The organism is Cupriavidus pauculus (assembly GCF_008693385.1).
In the GTDB taxonomy this organism is placed as follows: domain Bacteria; phylum Pseudomonadota; class Gammaproteobacteria; order Burkholderiales; family Burkholderiaceae; genus Cupriavidus; species Cupriavidus pauculus_D.
The window spans coordinates 2,792,235-2,809,912 of the sequence record NZ_CP044067.1 but is presented as its reverse complement, the minus strand read 5'-3'; the positions used below and the strand labels follow the sequence as shown (position 1 = coordinate 2,809,912).

Here is a 17,678-nt window from a genome sequence, read left to right as displayed (position 1 = left end):
ATGCCCCACCTGTTCGATACCCTGATTCGCTGCGTGCTGCTGCTGGACGGTTCCGGCGCGGCCCCGCGCATGGCCGACGTCGGCGTGCGCGATGGCCGCATCGCGCGCATCGCATGGCTTGACGAAGACACGCCGATCGACCCCGACAGCGCCGCGCATGTGGTCGAAGGCCATGGCCTCGCGCTGGCCCCGGGCTTTATCGACGTGCACACGCACGACGACACCAATGTCGTGCGCGAACCGGCCATGACGCCCAAGCTCTCGCAGGGCGTGACCACCGTGATCGTCGGCAACTGCGGCATCAGCGCGGCGCCGGTCACGCTCGCGGGCGACCCGCCGGACCCGATGAACCTGCTCGGCCATGCCGAGGCCTTCCGCTACCCCGACTTCCGCAGCTACGTGGCGGCGGTCGATGCCGCGCAGCCGGCCGTCAACGTGGCCGCGCTCGTGGGCCACACGGCGCTGCGCAGCAACCATATGGACCGCTTCGACCGCGCGGCCACCGCCGCGGAAATCGCGGCCATGCGCGCGCAGCTGCAGGAGGCGCTGGATGCCGGTGCGCTCGGCCTGTCCACGGGACTCGCGTATGCGAACGCATTCTCGGCGCCCACCGAAGAAGTGCTGGCGCTGGCCGAGCCGCTTGCGAACGCCGGCGGCCTCTATGCGACCCATCTGCGCAGCGAATTCGCCGAGATCCTCGACGCGATGGACGAAGCGTTCCGCATCGGCCGCCATGCGCGCGTGCCCGTCGTGATCTCGCACCTCAAGTGCGCGGGCGTGGCCAACTGGGGCCGCAGCGGCGAGGTGCTGGGCGCGCTCGAACAGGCCCAGCGCTGGCAACAGGTCGGCTGCGACTGCTACCCCTATGCGGCCAGTTCTTCGACGCTCGACCTCAAGCAGGTGACGAGCGACTTCGACATCCTGATCACGTGGTCCGAGCCCGAGCCCGCGATGGGCGGCCGCCTGCTCGCCGATATCGCGGCCGAATGGGGCGTGGATCTGCATGCGGCCGCGCGCCGCCTGCAACCGGCCGGCGCCGTGTATCACGGCATGGAAGACGCCGACGTCGATCGCATCCTGCGCCACCCGGCCACGGTCATCGGCTCCGACGGCCTGCCCAACGACCCGCTGCCGCATCCGCGGCTGTGGGGCGCATTCCCACGCGTGCTGGGCCACTACGCGCGCGACCGCGAACTGTTTCCGCTCACGGTGGCCGTCAACAAGATGACGGGCCTCTCCGCCGAGCGCTTCGGCCTGGCCGGACGCGGCTTCGTGCGCGAGGGCTACTGGGCCGACCTCGTGCTGTTCGACCCCGCCACGATCCGCGACGCCGCGACGTTCACCGAGCCGGTGGCGCCGGCCGAGGGCATCGAGGCGGTCTGGGTCAATGGCGAACTCTCATGGCAGCACCGCGCGCCCACGGGTCTGCGCGCGGGGCGCTTTCTCCCGCGCGCGCCGGCGGCGCGCGCATAGATCTTTCCACTTCTCCACGGGAATCCCCAATGGAAATCAAACGATACGGCGTGGAAGGCGGCACCGGCACCGGTGGCCAGCACATGCCCTTTGCCCGCGCGGTCAGCGCCGACGGCTGGCTCTATGTTTCGGGCCAGGTCCCGATGGTCGACGGCGAAGTCGTCGACGGCGGCATCGTGCCGCAGACGCATCAGGCCATCCGGAACGTGCTGGCGATCCTCGCCGAGGCGGGCTACGGCCCCGAGCACATCGTGCGCTGCGGCGTATGGCTGGACGATGCGCGCGACTTCGCATCGTTCAACAAGATCTTCAAGCAGTATTTCGGCGCGAACCCGCCGGCCCGCGCCTGCGTGCAGTCGTCGATGGTCGTCGATTGCAAGGTCGAGATCGACTGCATCGCCTACAAGCGGTAATTCCTTTTTCCCCAACGAGCCAATCAACATACATCCGTAAGGAGACAACATGGGTGCCGTAACCGGAACCACGCTATTGGTGTACGCGCTGATCGCCGTGATCGCGCTGGTGATCCTGATCGCCAAGTTCAAGCTCAACCCGTTCATCACGCTCGTCGTGGTCTCGGTGCTGCTCGGTTTCTCGTCGGGCATGCCGATGGGCGACATCGTCAAGTCGTTCGAGGCCGGCGTCGGCGGCACGCTCGGGCATATCGCGCTCGTGATCGGGCTGGGCACCATGCTCGGCAAGATGATGGCGGAGTCCGGCGGCGCGGAGCGCGTGGCGCTCACGCTCATCGACTTCTTCGGCGAGAAGAACGTGCACTGGGCCATGGTGACCATCGCGTTCATCGTCGGCCTGCCCGTGTTCTTCGAAGTGGGCTTCGTGCTGCTCGTGCCCATTGCCTTCAACGTGGCCAAGCGTACAGGCACGTCGATGGTGCTCGTGGGGATTCCGATGGTGGCGGGTCTCTCGGTCGTGCACGGCCTGATTCCGCCGCATCCGGCCGCGCTGCTCGCGGTGTCCGCCTACGGTGCCGATATGGGCCGCACGATCATGTACGCGCTGATCGTCGGCATTCCCACGGCCGCCATCGCCGGTCCGTTGTTCGCGCGCCTGATGGACCGCTACGTCGATCTGCCCGCGATCAACCCGCTGGCCGAGCAACTGACCGAGGAAGCGGCGGAACGCCATGAACTGCCGAGCTTCGGCATCACGGTGTTCACGATCCTGCTGCCGGTAATCCTGATGCTGATCGGCAGCTGGGCGGACCTGTTCACGACGCCCAAGACGTTTGCCAACGACTTCCTGAAGCTGATCGGCAACTCGGTGATGGCGCTGCTGATCGGCACGCTCGTGAGCTTCTTCACGTTCGGCAAGGCACGCGGCTTCAATCGCGAGACCATCCTGAAGTTCACCAACGAGTGCGTGGCGCCTACCGCCATCATCACGCTCGTGGTCGGCGCGGGCGGCGGCTTCGGCCGCGTGCTGCGCGACTCGGGCATCTCGAACGCCATCGTCGATGTGGCCACGAGCGCGCACGTGTCGGTGCTCGTGCTGGGCTGGCTGGTGGCGGTGCTGATCCGGATCGCCACGGGTTCCGCCACGGTGGCGATGACCACGGCGGCCGGCATCGTCGCGCCGATCGCGGCGAGCGTGCCGGGCACGCGTCCGGAACTGCTGGTGCTGACCACCGGCGCCGGCTCGCTGATCCTGTCGCACGTGAACGACGCGGGCTTCTGGCTGGTGAAGGAGTACTTCAACATGACCGTGACCCAGACCTTCAAGACCTGGTCGGTCGCGGAGACGATCATCTCCGTGGTGGCACTGCTGCTGACGCTGGGACTGGCCACAATCGTTTGACCCTTCCCCCTGCCCCGCTCCCCTCTCCCCGCGGGAGAGGGGAACGCGCCGCGCGCGGCGCGCCGCCTAGCCCGTGACGGCGACCTTGCTGCGCCAGCGGTAAGGCGTATCCCCCACGAAGCGGCGAAACACCGTCGTGAAGTGCGCCTGCGAGCGGAAGCCGCAGCGCAGCGCCACGTCCAGCACACTCCCCTTGTCGTCGCGCAGCAGATCCTGTGCGTGCTCGATCCGGCGGCGCAGCAGGTATTCGTGCGGACGCAGGCCGGTGGCAAGACGGAACTGCGCGGCAAAGTGCATGCGCGTCAGGCCCGCGCTCTCGGCGATATCGGCCAGGCCGATCGCCTCCGAGAGATGCGCGTCGATATATTCCACCACCCGGCGCAGGCGCCATGCCGGCAGACCCGACACGTGGCGCGACTGCGTGGCCACGCGGTTGAAGTGGTTGCTGACCAGACGCGACACGATGGCGAGGCTCACGCTGTCGATGAACAGGCGGCCCAGGCTCGGGTCCTGCGTATGCGCCATCGCCAGTGCCTGGCCCAGGCGTTCCATCGTCGTATCGGTGATCAGCCGCGGGTCCGACAGCACGATATCGCCGTTGTGCGGACGCCCGAACAAATCCTGATGGCAATCCGCCAGCACGCCCTGCGGCACGAACAGGTGCAGCACGTCGCTGGCCGATTCGAACGTGGCGTTGACGGGCACGCGCGGCGCCGTGATCTGCACCGCGCCGGCCGCCACGCGGCCCTGGACGATCAGCCGGCCCGCCGACTGGAACGTGCAATTGAGGCTGCGCAGGCTCAGGCCGATGCAGTGATGCGCGTCGAAGCCATCGTGGCTGACCTCGAGCGGGCCCGCGTCGGGGCGAATCCAGCGTGCCACGGGGACATGCCGGGAACGCACGGCCGTGGCGTCCAGCCCCGCCGAGTGTTCACGCCAGTTGACCTCCTCCCCGATCGGGGAGTCGGCAAACGCGGGGCGCACCGGGGTGGCGAGTTCAGGACTGATATCGGGGCTGTATGCGGTAGTTCCGGTCATGTCAAACCTGCTATCTGGGGGTTGGCAAGGCAGTGCAACCATGCACCGCCAACATGCCTTCCAAGGTATATCAGCCGCTTGCCGACAACCAGACAGACATCCGTTTACGCACGCCGTGATTAAGTTTGTAGACCTTATACCTTTGTATAGGGTGACGCCCGGTTTTTGCGGAATCGCCCGCTACCGCCCCATCCGGGGACGCCCTCCATCCCAAACCCGGATCCATCGCGGATCCGGGCCGGGTACGCCATCGGCGGTCAGTTGGCCGGCGCCACGCCGAGGGCTTCGGCCTTGAGAACGAGGTCCGCGAGGGACCGCGCGGCCATCTTGCGCATGGCCTGGCCGCGATGCAGCTTGACCGTGATCTCGCTGAGGCTCATCTCCGAAGCGATCTGCTTGTTCATGAGCCCGCGCGTCACCAGCGCCATTACCTCGCGTTCACGGGGCGTGAGCGAGTCGTATCGTCGTCGCAGCTCGGACAGCGAACGGTCGGAATTGCGGCGTTCCTCGTCGCGCGCGAGCGCGTCCGCCACCGCATCCAGCATGTCCTGATCGCGAAACGGCTTTGCGAGAAAGTCCGTGGCGCCGGCCTTCATGGCCTTGACCGACATCGCAATGTCGCCGTGCGCGGTCATGAAGATGATCGGAATGGGTACCCGCTCCTCCATGATCTGCTGCTGAACGGCCAGCCCGCTTTGCCCTTTCAGGCGAACATCGAGCACGAGGCAGCTGGGCGCATCCTCGAGTTCCTGCTCCAGGAACTCCGCGGCCGTGGCAAACACCTCGACGCGAAATCCCACGGACCGCAGCAGCATGCGCACCGCGTTGCGCATGGATTCGTCGTCATCGACGACGTAGACGATCGCGCTCCCCGCGGCACCGTCCGTCCCGTGACTCATTGGAGTACCTCCTCATGCAACGGAAGTTCCACCCGTAGCGTCGCACCTCTCTCCGGAGGCGATTCGGCCCATATTCTTCCTCCATGGGCTTCGACGATCGAGCGGCAGATTGACAACCCCATTCCCATGCCGTCCTTTTTTGTGGAGTAAAACGCGTTGAACAGCTTGTCCGCATCCGCCGGCGGAAATCCGCAGCCGGCATCCCGTACGGTGATCGCCGCATAGCGCACGCCCTGCACGCGCTCGGTGACGACCCACAAATCCCTGCGGCGGTCGCGAATGGACGCCATCGCCTGTACCGCGTTCACCAGCAGGTTGATCAGGACCTGATGGAGCTGCACGCGGTCTCCCGACACATAGAGTGCCGTCGGCGCGAGCCGGATATCCGGCTCCACGCGGTTGGCCTGGAATTCTCGCCGCACCAGGCTGGCGGCTTCCGTTACGAGCACGTTGAGGTCCAGTCGCTCGTAGACCGGATCGCGCTTTTTCGCCATCGAACGGATCTGATGGATGATATCCGTGGCGCGGCGCGCATCGCGGACCATCTGCCCGATCGACAGCTGGGCTTCGGCGATATCGGGCGGCGCGCGATCCAGCCAGCGCACGGCCGAGTCGCCGCACGTCACGATCGCCGCCAGCGGCTGGCTGACCTCGTGGGCGATGGATGCCGCCAGCTCGCCGAGTGTTGTGACGCGCGTCACGTGCGCGAGTTCCGCCTGCGAACGCTGTAACGCTTCCTGCGTGACAGCCGCATCGGTGACGTCCATCAGCGCGCCCACATACTCCGGAAGCAGCGGCGCGGCGTTGGTACGCCGCGCGACGAAGTGCACATACCGAATACTGCCATCGGGCATCAATAATCGGTGCTCGAGATCGATATAGGGCTTCCCTTCGCGCAACATCTGCCGGGACGCGCTGACGCGCGCAAGGTCGTCCGGGTGCGTGCGCGCGGCGATGAGCTCCGGCGACGGCGTGACATCGCGATCGTAACCGAGAATCCGATACGCTTCAGGCGACCACGTCATTTCCGAGTACGGCGGCTGGAGCGCCATGCTCCCGGTCTTGCTGAGCCGCTGGGCCTCGGACAGGAACGCCTCGCTGCGCGCGAGCGCGGCTTCCGCGCGCTTGCGGTCCGTAATGTCGTTGCTGGTCGCGACGATCGCCACCGGGTTACCGCGCGCGTCGCGCCACAATGCCCACCTGCTGGAAATGGTCAGCAGCTGGCCGTCCTTGCGCACGCGCTGCACCTCGCCGTCCCAGTGGCCCACGCGCAGCAGTTCGTCGTGGATATGCTCGATCGGGATCGGGAACGTGGTGCGCGTCAGCGCGTGGATCGACTGGCCGACGGCCTCGGCGGCCGTCCAGCCGTAGACTTCATGCGCGCCCCGGTTCCAGAACGTGATGATGTCGTCCATGTCGTGCACGACGATGGCGTCGTGCGTGAGGTTCAGCATCTGGATCTGCTCGCGCAGGCGCGCGGTGTTGCCGAGCCCGCGCAAGGCCAGCAGCGTGGCCGTGCTGTTGGCCAGCAGGCTGACGAAGCAGCGCGCGAGCGGCGCCACCCCGGAATTCGGCGGCGTGGAGATCAGATAGCCGAGCACCGTCAGCACCGCGCAGATCGCGCTGGCGGTGATGGTGGCCTTGCGCGAGCCGGTGGACGCCACCAGCAGCACGACAACGACGTAGAGCACCGCGATAGCGATGTCCAGTGGGGTCATCGCATCGACCATGAATATGGTCAACGCACAAACCCCGGCGATGATCGACAGCATTCGGGAGTTGGGATGCATGGGGAGCCGATTGTGCCACGGCGCGCGCGTGGCAAACCACCCGGCGCCGCGGCCGGGGACTTCGATGCGAGGGTCCGTGCGATGTTCCGTGCTGGGGGCGTGCGTGGTTTGCGGGAATTTATCCCGCGTCCAATGCCACCCGCTCGAGACAGGCCTTCACCGATGCACCATCCACGGGTTTCGGCAGCACCGACATCGCGCCACTGTCGAGCGCCTGCCGCCTGACCGCATCCGTGCAGTAGGCAGTGATGAAGATAACCGGCACCGAATAATGGCGCTCGGTCAATGTGCGCTGCATCTCCAGCCCGGTCATGCCAGGCATCTGGAAATCCGTGATGACACAGTCCGCTTCGCCAATCCTTCCCGAGTCCAGGAACGCGCGCGCCGAATCATACGGCCGCACCTCCCAACCCAGCGAACGGACAAGCCTGGACGTAGCCAGGCGAACGGATTCGTCATCGTCGACGATTGCAACAATCAGCGTGTTCTGCAAGCGAGTACCCCAGCCTCGTGAGCATGCGGCGATCTGCAACCCAATCGTCGCAGCACCCGTGGGCCGGATCATAGGGGTGGCCCTCCGCCCGGATAACTATATGTTCGTATAGGCGGGCGAAGGCGAACCCCTCGCCCGAGTCCGTGCGAATTGCGGAAAACGTGATCGAGTGCGCAACCACTACGTACTACTACGCAATCGTCAGCGGCAGCATTGTCTGCGATGTCGGACAAAAGCGAAACCCCATTCACGCGACAAAATGCCGCATCGCGTCAATGCCGGGAAACGCACACATCACTCCGCTCGCATTTCCCGGTGCCCAATCCCTGTTTCGGCGTTTCCCATCCCGATTTCACCACGGGCTGCCCTTCTGCATCGCCACGCCCATACAGGCGGATAGGGTCCCGAGACCTATGCGCGGTCCGGGCGTCCGCATGGATGGCTGCGCTCGCGCGCCTTGCTCCCTAGGATTCAGGCACGGCCGTGGTGCACGGGGGTGGCACCTCGGCCGGGATGTCTTGAATCCACACCGCCCCTCGACAAGGGCCCTGGCTGGGGAGCAGACCAGATGCCCATTTGACTCTCTGCGGAGTTCGACATGACGCAACGCATCATTCATTTCTCGCTGGCCGCCCTGATCGCCGGCGCCGCCTCGCTCGCCAACGCTTCCGCCTCGGAGCCGCGCACGAGCGCCACTTCCGGTGACCGCTATGGCTACACGTTCCATAACGGACCGCGAGACCCCTACGCCGAAGGCGCCCGAGACCCCTACGCGGAAGGCGCGCGCGGGCGCGCCGACGATGGCAACGGCGCCATCAGCCGGATGACCGACTGGCTGCCCGATGGCTCGAGCCATACCGCTTCCAACGGCTTCTCCGGCGTATTCGCCGGGATGGACCGGACCGGCGTCTCGGCGCCGCCGGACCAGGATGGGAAGCACACGGCGGGCTAAGCCCCGGTTTTTTATCGGGTCCCCCGCCCCAGGGGGGCCCTCCGGGCCCGTTGCGGCCCGCTCACAGCGTCCCGCTCCCTATACCTAGATATAGGTCCCCACCCGTCTCCTCCGGAAATCGAGCTTTCCACAGCACAAAAGTTTGTCCTAAGCTCTTTCCTGTCATACCCGTCGTGTCATCACCCCGCCAGGCAGGGGATCCGAGCGAACGTGGCGACGTTCCGTTGGATGGTTGTTCCTTTTGCAGTCGCGGGCTCAAAAGTAGACAGAAACCTCCGGAGACAATCCCATGAGCTACCTTCCAAGGCTCCTGCCGTTGGCCGCCGCAGCGTGGCTGGCCGCCGCCACCCCGGCCTTCGCGGCCGACAACAATCTCAGCAAGCTCCAGCAGTTCAAGCCGACCGGTACCGCCACGCCCGAAAGCGTGCCGCAGACCGGGCAGAAGGCGGACGCGCTGCGGGAGAATCTCAAGGCGATCAAGCTGCCGCAGGGCTTCAAGATCGAGCTCTATGCGGTCGTGCCCGACGCGCGCCATATGGCGGTGGAACCGTCGACGGGCGTGGTGTTCGCGGGCACGCGCAAGAATCGCGTCTGGCAGATCACGGACCGCACCAAACGGCGCGTGGCCGACGATGTGGTGGCCTTTGCCACGTCGATCGCCTTCAAGGTACCGAACGGCGTCTGCTTCTCGCCCGACGGCGTGCTGTACGTCGTCGAGCAGAACCGCGTGCTGGCGTTCCCGGCCGCGCAATTCTTCGGCGAAGGCGGCCCCGACGTGGCCGCCGGCGTGGTCGTGCCGCAGGGCAAGCTGATTCCGACCGAGTTCGAGAGCTTCAACCACGGCGCCCGCACCTGCCGCATCGGTCCGGACAAGAAGCTGTACATCACGCTCGGCCAGCCGTGGAACGTGCCGCCGAAGGACAAGCTGGCCGCGCTCGACAAGGCCGGCCTCGCGGGCATCATCCGCATGGATCAGGACGGCAAGAACCGCGAGGTCTTCGCGCTCGGCATCCGCAATTCGGTCGGCATGGACTTCAATCCGGCCGACAAGGTGTTGTGGTTCACCGACAACCAGGTGGACGGCATGGGCGACGACCAGCCGCCGGGCGAACTCAATCGCGCGCCCAAGGCCGGGTTGAATTTCGGTTTCCCGTGGTACGGCGGCGGCAAGGTACGCACCGTGGAGTACAAGGATGCCAAGGTGCCCGCGAACGTGGTGTTCCCCGAAGTCGAATACGCCGCGCATGCGGCCGACCTCGGCATGACGTTCTACTCGGGCAGCATGTTCCCGGCCAAGTACAAGGGCGGCGTGTTCGCGGCCGAGCACGGCTCGTGGAACCGTACCAAGCCGATCGGCGCGCGCATCATGTACACGGCGGTCAAGTCCGACGGCACCGCGGGCGAGACCGAGGTCTTTGCCGAAGGCTGGCTTACGCCCACCGGCGAATACATGGGCCGCCCGGTCGATGTGATGCCGCTCGCGGACGGGTCGCTGCTGGTGTCGGACGACTATGCCGGCGCGATCTATCGCATCTCGTATGCCGGGGCAAAGTAAATGAAGGAGTCTCAATGAAGGGGTCAACATGACGGTAGCGTTACGGAACGCGGTGCTTTGCTTCTCGCTGGCCACGGCCCTCGTGGCCGGCACCGTGCCAGCCATGGCCGCCGACGCGCAGGCGGGCCGCGCGAAGGCGGTGCAGTGTTCCGCCTGCCATGGTCTCGACGGCATGTCCAAGCTGCCCGAAGCGCCCAACCTTGCGGGGCAGACGGAGCCGTACCTGATCAAGGCGCTGAAGGACTACCGCTCGGGCAAGCGCAAGGACGAGATGATGAACATGATGGCGAAGCCCCTGTCCGACGCGGACATCGCCAATCTCGCCGCGTTCTACAACGGCCTCAAGCCCCAGTGACAATGTCGTAACGCCGTTACCAAGCCTGTAAACCGGACGGTCCCCGATGGGACCGTCCGGCCCCTCAAGACACCGTCACGACGGTACCCCGCGTATTAAGGGCGGGATCGTGAAGTCCGATGTCTCGCGACAGGTCATGCGATACATGCAGGGGTTCTCCTTTCTGCGCCGAACCGGTTTCCATCGCGCGCCACGGCGCCGACTGCGCAACGATCGCCACGACGCGGCGACAGAGCCATTCTTCGCATCGCCCCCCTCCCCGTATATGGGACGTTTCTCAAAACACCCCCACCGGAATCAGCCTTTTCCGATGCCCTCACCGGCCACCCGCCACGCGAAAGCCTGCAAAAGAGGCTTGTCGCGGGAAGCCACTCGCGCGACACTGCTCGGCACTTTCCGACGACGCCTCCATGGACGACCTCACCCGGACCTTCAATCAGCTTCGCCCACGCCTGCTCGGTATCGCCTACCGGATGCTCGGCGTGGTGGCCGAGGCCGAGGACGCCGTGCAGGATGCCTGGCTGCGCTGGCACGGCACGGACCGTGACGGCGTGGAGAATCCCGAAGCGTGGCTCGTGGCCGTGACCACGCGCATCGCGATCGACCGCCTGCGCGCGGCCAGGGTCCAGCGCGAGCACTATGCGGGGATCTGGCTGCCCGAGCCGTTGCTGGAGGCCTCGCCGCCGACGCCCGAGGAACTGCGCGAGCGCGCGGACGATCTGTCCGTGGCCTTTCTGAGGGTGCTGGAACGGCTGACGCCCGAGGCACGCGCGGCGTTCCTGTTGCGCGAAGTCTTCGACGTCGATTACGGCGAGGTGGCCGCCATCGTCGGCAAGAGCGAGGCCGCGTGCCGGCAGCTCGTAAGCCGCGCACGCACGCAGGTCCGCGAAGAGCGCCCCCGCTTCGCGGTGCCGCGCGAGATCCATCACCGGCTGCTGCAGGCGTTCGCGCACGCGATGGCGGTCGGGGACTTCACCACGCTCAGCGGCATGCTGGCGCCCGATGCCGAACTCATCGGCGACGGCGGCGGCAAGACGCAAAGCTTTCCGTGGCCGCTCAAGGGCGGGCGCCGTATCGCGCAGCTGTTCTACGCGGGGCACCGCCGCTTTGGCGCGGCGGTGCGCGTGGAGCTCGTGCGGCTCAATGGCGAATGGGCACTGCTGCGATACGTGGACGAGACACTCGAGTCCGCGCAGTCGTACGAGACCGACGGCGAGCGCATCGTGCGCATCCTCGTGCAGCGCAATCCCGACAAGCTCGCGCGCATTGCCGCCGGGCGCGGCGCCGGGCTGGCGGCCTGACGCCACATTGGTGTCCGGCGCTCAACAATATGAGCCCCTCCACATGCCTACCGGAGCGCGCTCCGGCTCCCTAAGATTCTTCTGAGCGGCGGCCCCTGGGCTGCCACGGTCCCCCGGCCCTCCCGCCGGGATCCCATCCCTCAGATCGACAGGAGCCACCGTGACGCAACGCCTCAACTACATCGAGCAAGCCCCCGAATTGTTCAAGAAGTTCGCCGAGTTCAGCATGGCGCTGGGCAAGGCCAGCAAGATCGAGGGCCCGATCCAGCATCTGATCGAAGTCCGCGCCTCGCAGCTCAATGGCTGCGCATTCTGCCTCGACATGCACGTCAAGCAGGCCAAGATCCATGGCGAGCGCGAACTCCGCCTTTACCACGTGGCCATCTGGCGCGAATCCAAACTGTTCTCGCCGCGCGAACGCGCCGCGCTCGCGTGGACCGAAGTGCTGACGCAGCTGCCCCCGCACGGCGTGCCCGACGACGTGTACGAACGCGTGCGTACCCAGTTCTCGGAGCAGGAACTCGTCGACCTGACGTACCACGTGATGACCATCAACGCCTGGAACCGCGTCAACATCGCGTTCCAGAGCGAGCCGGGCACGCAAGACAAGATGTTCGGGCTCACCAAGGCCAACCTGGAGTAACGCCATGGGCAATGCCAAGACTGGTTTCGGCATGCCGCAGTGGAGCACCCGGCTGGGCACGATGCTGTGCCTGGCCGGCGCGCTCGCCGTGGCGCGCCCGGCGCTGGCGGCCGCCGGCTTCGAGGGCGTGACCGTCACGCCCGTGATGACGCAGGCGCTGCCCGACTACCCGGGCAAGGAAGCGGTGATGATCACCGTCGAGTACGCGCCCGGTGCCGCGGATCCCGTGCATCGCCACGACGCGCATGGCTTTATCTACGTGCTCGAAGGGTCGATCGTCATGGGCGTCAAGGGTGGCAAGGAAGTGACGCTCGGACCGGGGCAGTCGTTCCACGAAGGTCCCAGCGATGTCCATACCGTGGGGCGCAATGCCAGCAAGACGCAGCCCGCCAGATTCCTTGTGCTGTTGCTCAAGGACAAGGGCGCGCCGATCCTGACGCCGGTGAAGTAACCCTCCCCGGCTGGGGCACACGGCGATTTTTTTGCACGGTCGTTGTCACAAGCAGCGGCCGTGGCTCGTCTATGCGGGTATGGATACTCTTGCCCGCACTCCAGCCTCCCCTTCCGCCGTCGCGTCCTCCGCCGACCCGCTCGCGACGAGCTTTGCGACCAGTTATGCCGGGGTGGTCGCATTTCTCGCCGTGGTCAGCGAAGGCAGCTTTGCGCGGGCCGGCGACCGGCTCGGCATCGGCCGCTCGGCGGTCAGCCGCAATGTGCAGAAGCTCGAGGCACAACTCGGCGCGCGGCTGTTCGTGCGGACCACGCGCAGCACCTCGCTGACGCGCGAGGGCGAGACCTTCTTCCAGAACTGCAGTCCGGGGATGGATCGGATTACGCAGGCCATCGAGGATATGCACGAGTTGCGCAGCGGCCCGCCGCGCGGGCATCTGCGGGTGCGCGCGGCCACCGGGTTCGGTCGGCGCGTGATCGCGCCGATGCTCGGGGCGTTTCATGCGCGCTATCCCGATATTTCCCTCGATTTCCAGCTCGACGACCGGCCCGCCGACTTTACGAGCGATCGCGTCGATGTGGCGTTTCGCGATGGGCGCATGGAGGACAGTCAGGTCATCGCGCGGCAGCTGATTCCGATGCAGCTGATCACCTGCGCCTCGCCGGACTATGAGCGCGCGCATGGGCTGCCGGCCACGCTCGACGAGCTGGCCGCGCATCGATGCGTCATGCATCGCGGGACGAATGGCCGGATCACCGAGTGGGAATTCAAGGTCGCCGGCCGGCCGCTCACGCTGGCACCGTCGTCGCGGCAGACGTTCAACGACGCGGATCTCGTGCTCCAGTCGGTACTCGCGGGGCATGGCATCGCGCAGCTGGCGGCCTATCAGGCGTGCGAACCGCTGCGCGATGGACGGCTCGTGGCCTGCCTCGGCCGCTATGCGCCCGCGGACCGCGGCCACTATGTCTGTTACCTGAGTCGCAAGCAGCTGCCTTCGCGCATTCGCGTCTTTATCGACGAGGTGACGGAGCGAACGCGGGCACTCGATATCGCGTTGCCGTTTCCTCTCTGACGAGCGCAAGCCGCCAGCCATTGGTGCCCGAACGGCAACACGCTGCGTCCGTTGACGTCGCTTCCGGCACCAATGGTCACTGACTACCATGAGGTATTCATTCATTGCTGGGGATACATCATGAAAATCGTCGTCATCGGCGGCACGGGCCTGATCGGCAGCAAGGTCGTCGCGTTGCTGCGCGCGCGCGGGCATGAGGCGGTGGCCGCGTCGCCGGCCTCCGGGGTGAACACCCTCACCGGGGAAGGCCTCGCGCAGGCGCTGCAAGGCGCGGACGTCGTGGTCGATGTCGCCAACTCGCCCTCGTTCGAGGACAAGGCCGTGCTCGCGTTCTTCGAGACGTCGGGGCGCAATCTGCTGGCGGCGGAGAAGACCGCAGGCGTGAAGCACCACGTCGCGCTGTCCGTCGTCGGCACCGACAAGCTCGCCGAGAGCGGATACTTCCGCGCCAAGATCGCGCAGGAAGCGCTGATCCGCGAAGCAGGCGTCCCCTACACGATCGTGCAGGCCACGCAGTTCTTCGAATTCCTCGGCGGCATCGCGCAGGCCGGCACGCAGGGCGACGCCGTGCATCTGTCCACCGCGTATATCCAGCCCATGGCCTCCGACGACGTGGCGGAAGCGGTCGCCGATGCCGCGCTGGCCTCGCCCGTCAATGGCATCGTGGAAACGGCGGGCCCGGACCGCCTGCGCATGAGCGAGCTGATGACGCGGTACTTTGCGCTCACCGGCGACACGCGCAAGATCGTGAGCGACCCCGAGGCCCGGTACTTCGGCGCAAGACTCGCCGACGACACGCTCGTGCCGGCCGGCCAGGCACGCCTCGGCAACATCGGCCTCGAACAGTGGGTCGCCTCGCAGGCAAAGCGCTAGTCCGGACGTTCGCGCATGTCCGACCTCCGCCCGCCATCCACCGCGCTGCTGGACAAGTACACCGGCAGGGACTTCCTGCCGCTCTACCATGCCACCGTCGTGGTGACGGGCGGAGAGACCGGCCACGGCCGCGCCTCGGGTATCGCGTGCTCGAAGGAAGGCGACCTGAACCTCGACCTGCGCATGCCGAAGGATCTCGAAGGCCCCGGCGGCGGCCCGAATCCCGAGCAGCTGTTCGCGGCCGGCTATGCCGCGTGCTTCCACGGCGCGATGTTTCTGCTCGCCACGCGCGCGGGTATTCCCATCCGTGACGCCAGGGTCGAGGCCCATGTCGAGTTCGGCCGCGATCCCGTCGATGGCCTCTATATGCTGACCGCCGAGTTGCGCGTGCATCTGCCCGGCATGGATGCGGCGATCGCCGAGGAACTGATCCATCAGACGGAACGCGTCTGTCCGTACTCCAAGATGGTGCGTCAGGGGATCCGGCACGTCACGCTGAAGGCGGACTGAGGGCGTCCGGCCCGCGCATGTTTACAAGCGACGCCCAAAGCGCTATGGTCACCGGACCCGACGCTGAGGACGCCGCCATGTCAATGGACCGCCGCACCCTGGACCGCCGAACCCTGGACCGCCGCACTCTGGACCGCCGCACCTTCCTTGGTCTCGCCGCCGCGCTCGCGCTACCCGTCAGTCCGGGCGCGCTGGGCGCCACGGCCGCCGCCGCTACCGTGGCGGCACCGCTGCGCCGCACCATTCCCGGCACCACCGAAGCGCTGCCCGTGATCGGCATGGGCACCTCGGGCACATTCGACGTGGGCAAGGGCAGCGAGGAACGCGCGCCACTCGTCGAAGTCCTTTCGCTGCTGCTGCGCGACGCGTCGAACGCCGTGGTCGATACCGCGCCGAGCTACGGCAACTCGGAAGCCGTCACGGGCGACCTGATCGCGTCCGCGCAGCCGGCGCAAGCGCGCAAACGCGTGTTCCTTGCCACCAAGATCTCCACGAGCCATACCAACGCGCCGGCCCAGTTCGCCCAGTCGCTCGCGGACCTGCGCACCGATACCGTTGATCTGCTGCAGGTGCACAACCTCGTCGACTGGCGCGAGAACCTGCGCTGGATGCGCCAGCTCAAGGAGCAGCGCAAGGTTCGCTATATCGGCATCACGCACTATCGCGACGAATCGCACGAGCAGCTCGCGCAGATCCTGCGCAGCGAGCGCGTGGACTTCCTGCAGGTCAATTACTCGGCCGGCGACCGCAATGCCGAGAACGTGCTGCTGCCGCTCGCGCGGGACCGCGGCGTGGCCGTGCTGATCAACCGCCCGTTCCAGGACGGCAATATCTTCGCGGCGGTCAAGGGCCGTCCCCTGCCCGACTGGGCCGGCGAGATCGACTGCAACTCGTGGGGCCAGCTGTTCCTGAAATTCATCGTCAGCCATCCGGCCGTGACGTCGGCGATTCCGGCCACGTCCAAACCGAAGAACATGGCCGACAACCTCGCGGCCGGCCACGGCCGCATGCCCGACACGCGCGAGCGCGCGCGCATCGCGGCCCTGCTGGCGTGATTGCCCCCGCCCCACAGTCCCAGCCGAACCGGCTGCTGCGCGGCTTCGGCCTCCAGCCCGGCGAGACCGGCGCGGTGGTGGCCGCCTTCCTGTTCTTCTTCTGCCTGTTCGCCAGCTACTTCATGCTGCGCCCCGTGCGCGAGACCATGGGTATCGCGGGCGGCGTCCGCAATCTGCAATGGCTGTTCACGGCCACGTTCGTGGTCATGCTCGTGGCCATTCCGATCTACGGCGCGGTGTGCGCATGGCTGCCGCGCCGCCGCTTCGTCCCATGGGTCTACGCGTTCTTTATCGCGAACCTGCTGGCCTTCGCGTTCGCCACGCAGCGCGCGCCGGACAACGTATGGCTCGCGCGCGTGTTCTATGTGTGGCTCTCGGTGTTCAACCTGTTTGTCGTCTCGGTCGCATGGAGCCTCATGGCCGATGTGTTCCGTCCCGGGCAGGCGCGGCGGCTGTTCGCGCTGATCGCGGCGGGCGCCAGCACGGGCGGGCTGGCGGGACCGGTGCTCGGCGGCTGGCTCGTCGAGCGCATCGGGCTGACGGGTTTGATGCTGCTGTCCGCGGCATTGCTGGCGGCCACGCTGCCCGGTGTGGGATATCTGTTCGGCTGGCGCGCGCGCGAAGGCGCCGGCGCGGTCGGCAGGCTAGCCAGCGCTGACGATGCCGGCCCCGTTTCCACCGACCCTTCCCACGCGGTAGGCGGCGGACTCTGGGCCGGCCTGACGCTCGTCATGCGCTCGCGCTACCTGCTCGGCATCAGCCTGTTCGTGATCCTGCTCGCCACCGCGAGCACGTTCCTGTACTTCGAGCAGGCGCGGCTCGTGGCCGAGGCCTACCCGTCGCGCGCGCAGCAGACGCAGGTGTTCAGCGCGCTCGACGCCACGGTGCAGGCGCTGACGATCCTCGTGCAGCTGTTCTTCTCGGGCCGCGTGGCGCGGCGCTATGGCGTGACCGCCCTGCTCACGTCGGTGCCGCTGCTCGTCACCGTGGGCTTTGTCGTGCTCGCGTTCCATCCGACCTTTGCCGTGCTCGCGGGCGCGATGATCGTGCGGCGCGTCGGCGAGTACGCGCTGCTGCGGCCGGGCCGCGAAATGCTGTTCACCGTGGTCGATCCGGAAACCAAGTACAAGGCGAAGAACGTCATCGACACCGCCGTCTACCGTGCCGGCGACGCGGTCAGCGCGTGGGTGAAGACCGCGATCGATGCGCTGTCCGGGCATCCCGCGGTGGTCGCGCTCGCGGGCGCGGTGCTCGCCATCGCCTGGGCCGCGCTCGGGTGGTGGCTCGGGCGGCATCACGAGGGACAGTTGCCGAAGGCAACGCGGCCCGCCGATGCGCCGCTCGCGGAAACGCTGACTTCGCGGGAATAATGCGCCGCTAGCCGATAATCGCGCAGGCGCTGG

Annotated in this window: 18 protein-coding genes; 14 read left to right on the top strand and 4 right to left on the bottom strand. The window is 66.9% G+C overall.

The features are described from left to right. Genes FOB72_RS30835 through FOB72_RS30825 form a run of 3 tightly spaced genes read left to right on the top strand, consistent with a single transcriptional unit; the run spans position 1 to position 3,288 of the window. Positions 1–1,473, top strand: coding sequence for an N-acyl-D-amino-acid deacylase family protein (locus FOB72_RS30835; protein WP_150377013.1), 1,473 nt, complete (start codon positions 1–3; stop codon positions 1,471–1,473). Between the two features lie 29 nt (positions 1,474–1,502). Continuing rightward, a complete protein-coding gene (locus FOB72_RS30830) occupies positions 1,503–1,886 on the top strand; it encodes a RidA family protein (RefSeq protein ID WP_150377012.1) in 384 nt (127 codons plus the stop codon). 49 nt (positions 1,887–1,935) lie between these two features. Beyond that, positions 1,936–3,288: a GntP family permease gene (locus tag FOB72_RS30825; RefSeq protein ID WP_150377011.1), complete on the top strand. Its 1,353-nt coding sequence runs from the start codon at positions 1,936–1,938 to the stop codon at positions 3,286–3,288. 66 nt (positions 3,289–3,354) lie between these two features. Here FOB72_RS30825 and FOB72_RS30820 read toward each other — a convergent pair whose 3' ends face one another. From FOB72_RS30820 to FOB72_RS30805, 4 genes are all read right to left on the bottom strand, one after another. Further along, entirely contained in the window at positions 3,355–4,326 is a 972-nt protein-coding gene (locus FOB72_RS30820; RefSeq protein WP_150377010.1) for a helix-turn-helix domain-containing protein, read from the bottom strand. 257 nt (positions 4,327–4,583) lie between these two features. Then, the gene (locus FOB72_RS30815; protein ID WP_150377009.1) at positions 4,584–5,225 is read right to left on the bottom strand and encodes a response regulator transcription factor; all 642 of its coding nucleotides are present in this window, start codon (positions 5,223–5,225) and stop codon (positions 4,584–4,586) included. Further along, the gene (locus FOB72_RS30810) at positions 5,222–6,943 is read right to left on the bottom strand and encodes an ATP-binding protein (RefSeq protein ID WP_317889546.1); all 1,722 of its coding nucleotides are present in this window, start codon (positions 6,941–6,943) and stop codon (positions 5,222–5,224) included. Before FOB72_RS30810 ends, FOB72_RS30815 begins: the two co-directional genes overlap by 4 nt. A 190-nt stretch (positions 6,944–7,133) precedes the next feature. Next, positions 7,134–7,508, bottom strand: coding sequence for a response regulator transcription factor (locus FOB72_RS30805; RefSeq protein ID WP_150377007.1), 375 nt, complete (start codon positions 7,506–7,508; stop codon positions 7,134–7,136). Positions 7,509–8,106: 598 nt separating this feature from the next. Between FOB72_RS30805 and FOB72_RS30800 the strand changes: the two genes are divergently transcribed. The 11 genes from FOB72_RS30800 to FOB72_RS30750 all read left to right on the top strand — a co-directional run bounded on the left by FOB72_RS30800 (position 8,107) and on the right by FOB72_RS30750 (position 17,645). After that, entirely contained in the window at positions 8,107–8,460 is a 354-nt protein-coding gene (locus tag FOB72_RS30800; RefSeq protein ID WP_150377006.1) for a hypothetical protein, read from the top strand. A 289-nt stretch (positions 8,461–8,749) separates the two neighbouring features. Beyond that, the gene (locus tag FOB72_RS30795) at positions 8,750–10,015 is read left to right on the top strand and encodes a PQQ-dependent sugar dehydrogenase (protein ID WP_150377005.1); all 1,266 of its coding nucleotides are present in this window, start codon (positions 8,750–8,752) and stop codon (positions 10,013–10,015) included. 28 nt (positions 10,016–10,043) lie between these two features. Further along, positions 10,044–10,370 (top strand): c-type cytochrome, encoded by a 327-nt coding sequence (locus tag FOB72_RS30790; RefSeq protein ID WP_150377004.1) that lies wholly within the window; start codon positions 10,044–10,046, stop codon positions 10,368–10,370. Positions 10,371–10,780: 410 nt separating this feature from the next. Continuing rightward, complete coding sequence (locus FOB72_RS30785; RefSeq protein ID WP_150377003.1) at positions 10,781–11,671, top strand: RNA polymerase sigma-70 factor; 891 nt, start codon at positions 10,781–10,783, stop codon at positions 11,669–11,671. A 160-nt stretch (positions 11,672–11,831) separates the two neighbouring features. Further along, positions 11,832–12,314 (top strand): carboxymuconolactone decarboxylase family protein, encoded by a 483-nt coding sequence (locus tag FOB72_RS30780; RefSeq protein WP_150377002.1) that lies wholly within the window; start codon positions 11,832–11,834, stop codon positions 12,312–12,314. Between the two features lie 31 nt (positions 12,315–12,345). Further along, on the top strand, positions 12,346–12,765 hold the full coding sequence (locus tag FOB72_RS30775; RefSeq protein ID WP_411859890.1) for a cupin domain-containing protein: 420 nt from the start codon (positions 12,346–12,348) through the stop codon (positions 12,763–12,765). 79 nt (positions 12,766–12,844) lie between these two features. Next, on the top strand, positions 12,845–13,837 hold the full coding sequence (locus FOB72_RS30770; RefSeq protein WP_150377001.1) for a LysR family transcriptional regulator: 993 nt from the start codon (positions 12,845–12,847) through the stop codon (positions 13,835–13,837). 120 nt (positions 13,838–13,957) lie between these two features. Beyond that, complete coding sequence (locus FOB72_RS30765) at positions 13,958–14,710, top strand: SDR family oxidoreductase (RefSeq protein WP_150377000.1); 753 nt, start codon at positions 13,958–13,960, stop codon at positions 14,708–14,710. A gap of 15 nt (positions 14,711–14,725) precedes the next feature. Beyond that, complete coding sequence (locus FOB72_RS30760; RefSeq protein ID WP_150376999.1) at positions 14,726–15,220, top strand: Ohr family peroxiredoxin; 495 nt, start codon at positions 14,726–14,728, stop codon at positions 15,218–15,220. A 77-nt stretch (positions 15,221–15,297) separates the two neighbouring features. Continuing rightward, positions 15,298–16,275 (top strand): aldo/keto reductase, encoded by a 978-nt coding sequence (locus FOB72_RS30755; protein WP_223851655.1) that lies wholly within the window; start codon positions 15,298–15,300, stop codon positions 16,273–16,275. Then, positions 16,275–17,645: an NTP/NDP exchange transporter gene (locus FOB72_RS30750; protein WP_411859889.1), complete on the top strand. Its 1,371-nt coding sequence runs from the start codon at positions 16,275–16,277 to the stop codon at positions 17,643–17,645. The genes FOB72_RS30755 and FOB72_RS30750 overlap by 1 nt, the downstream gene beginning before the upstream one ends. Positions 17,646–17,678 lie beyond the last annotated feature (33 nt).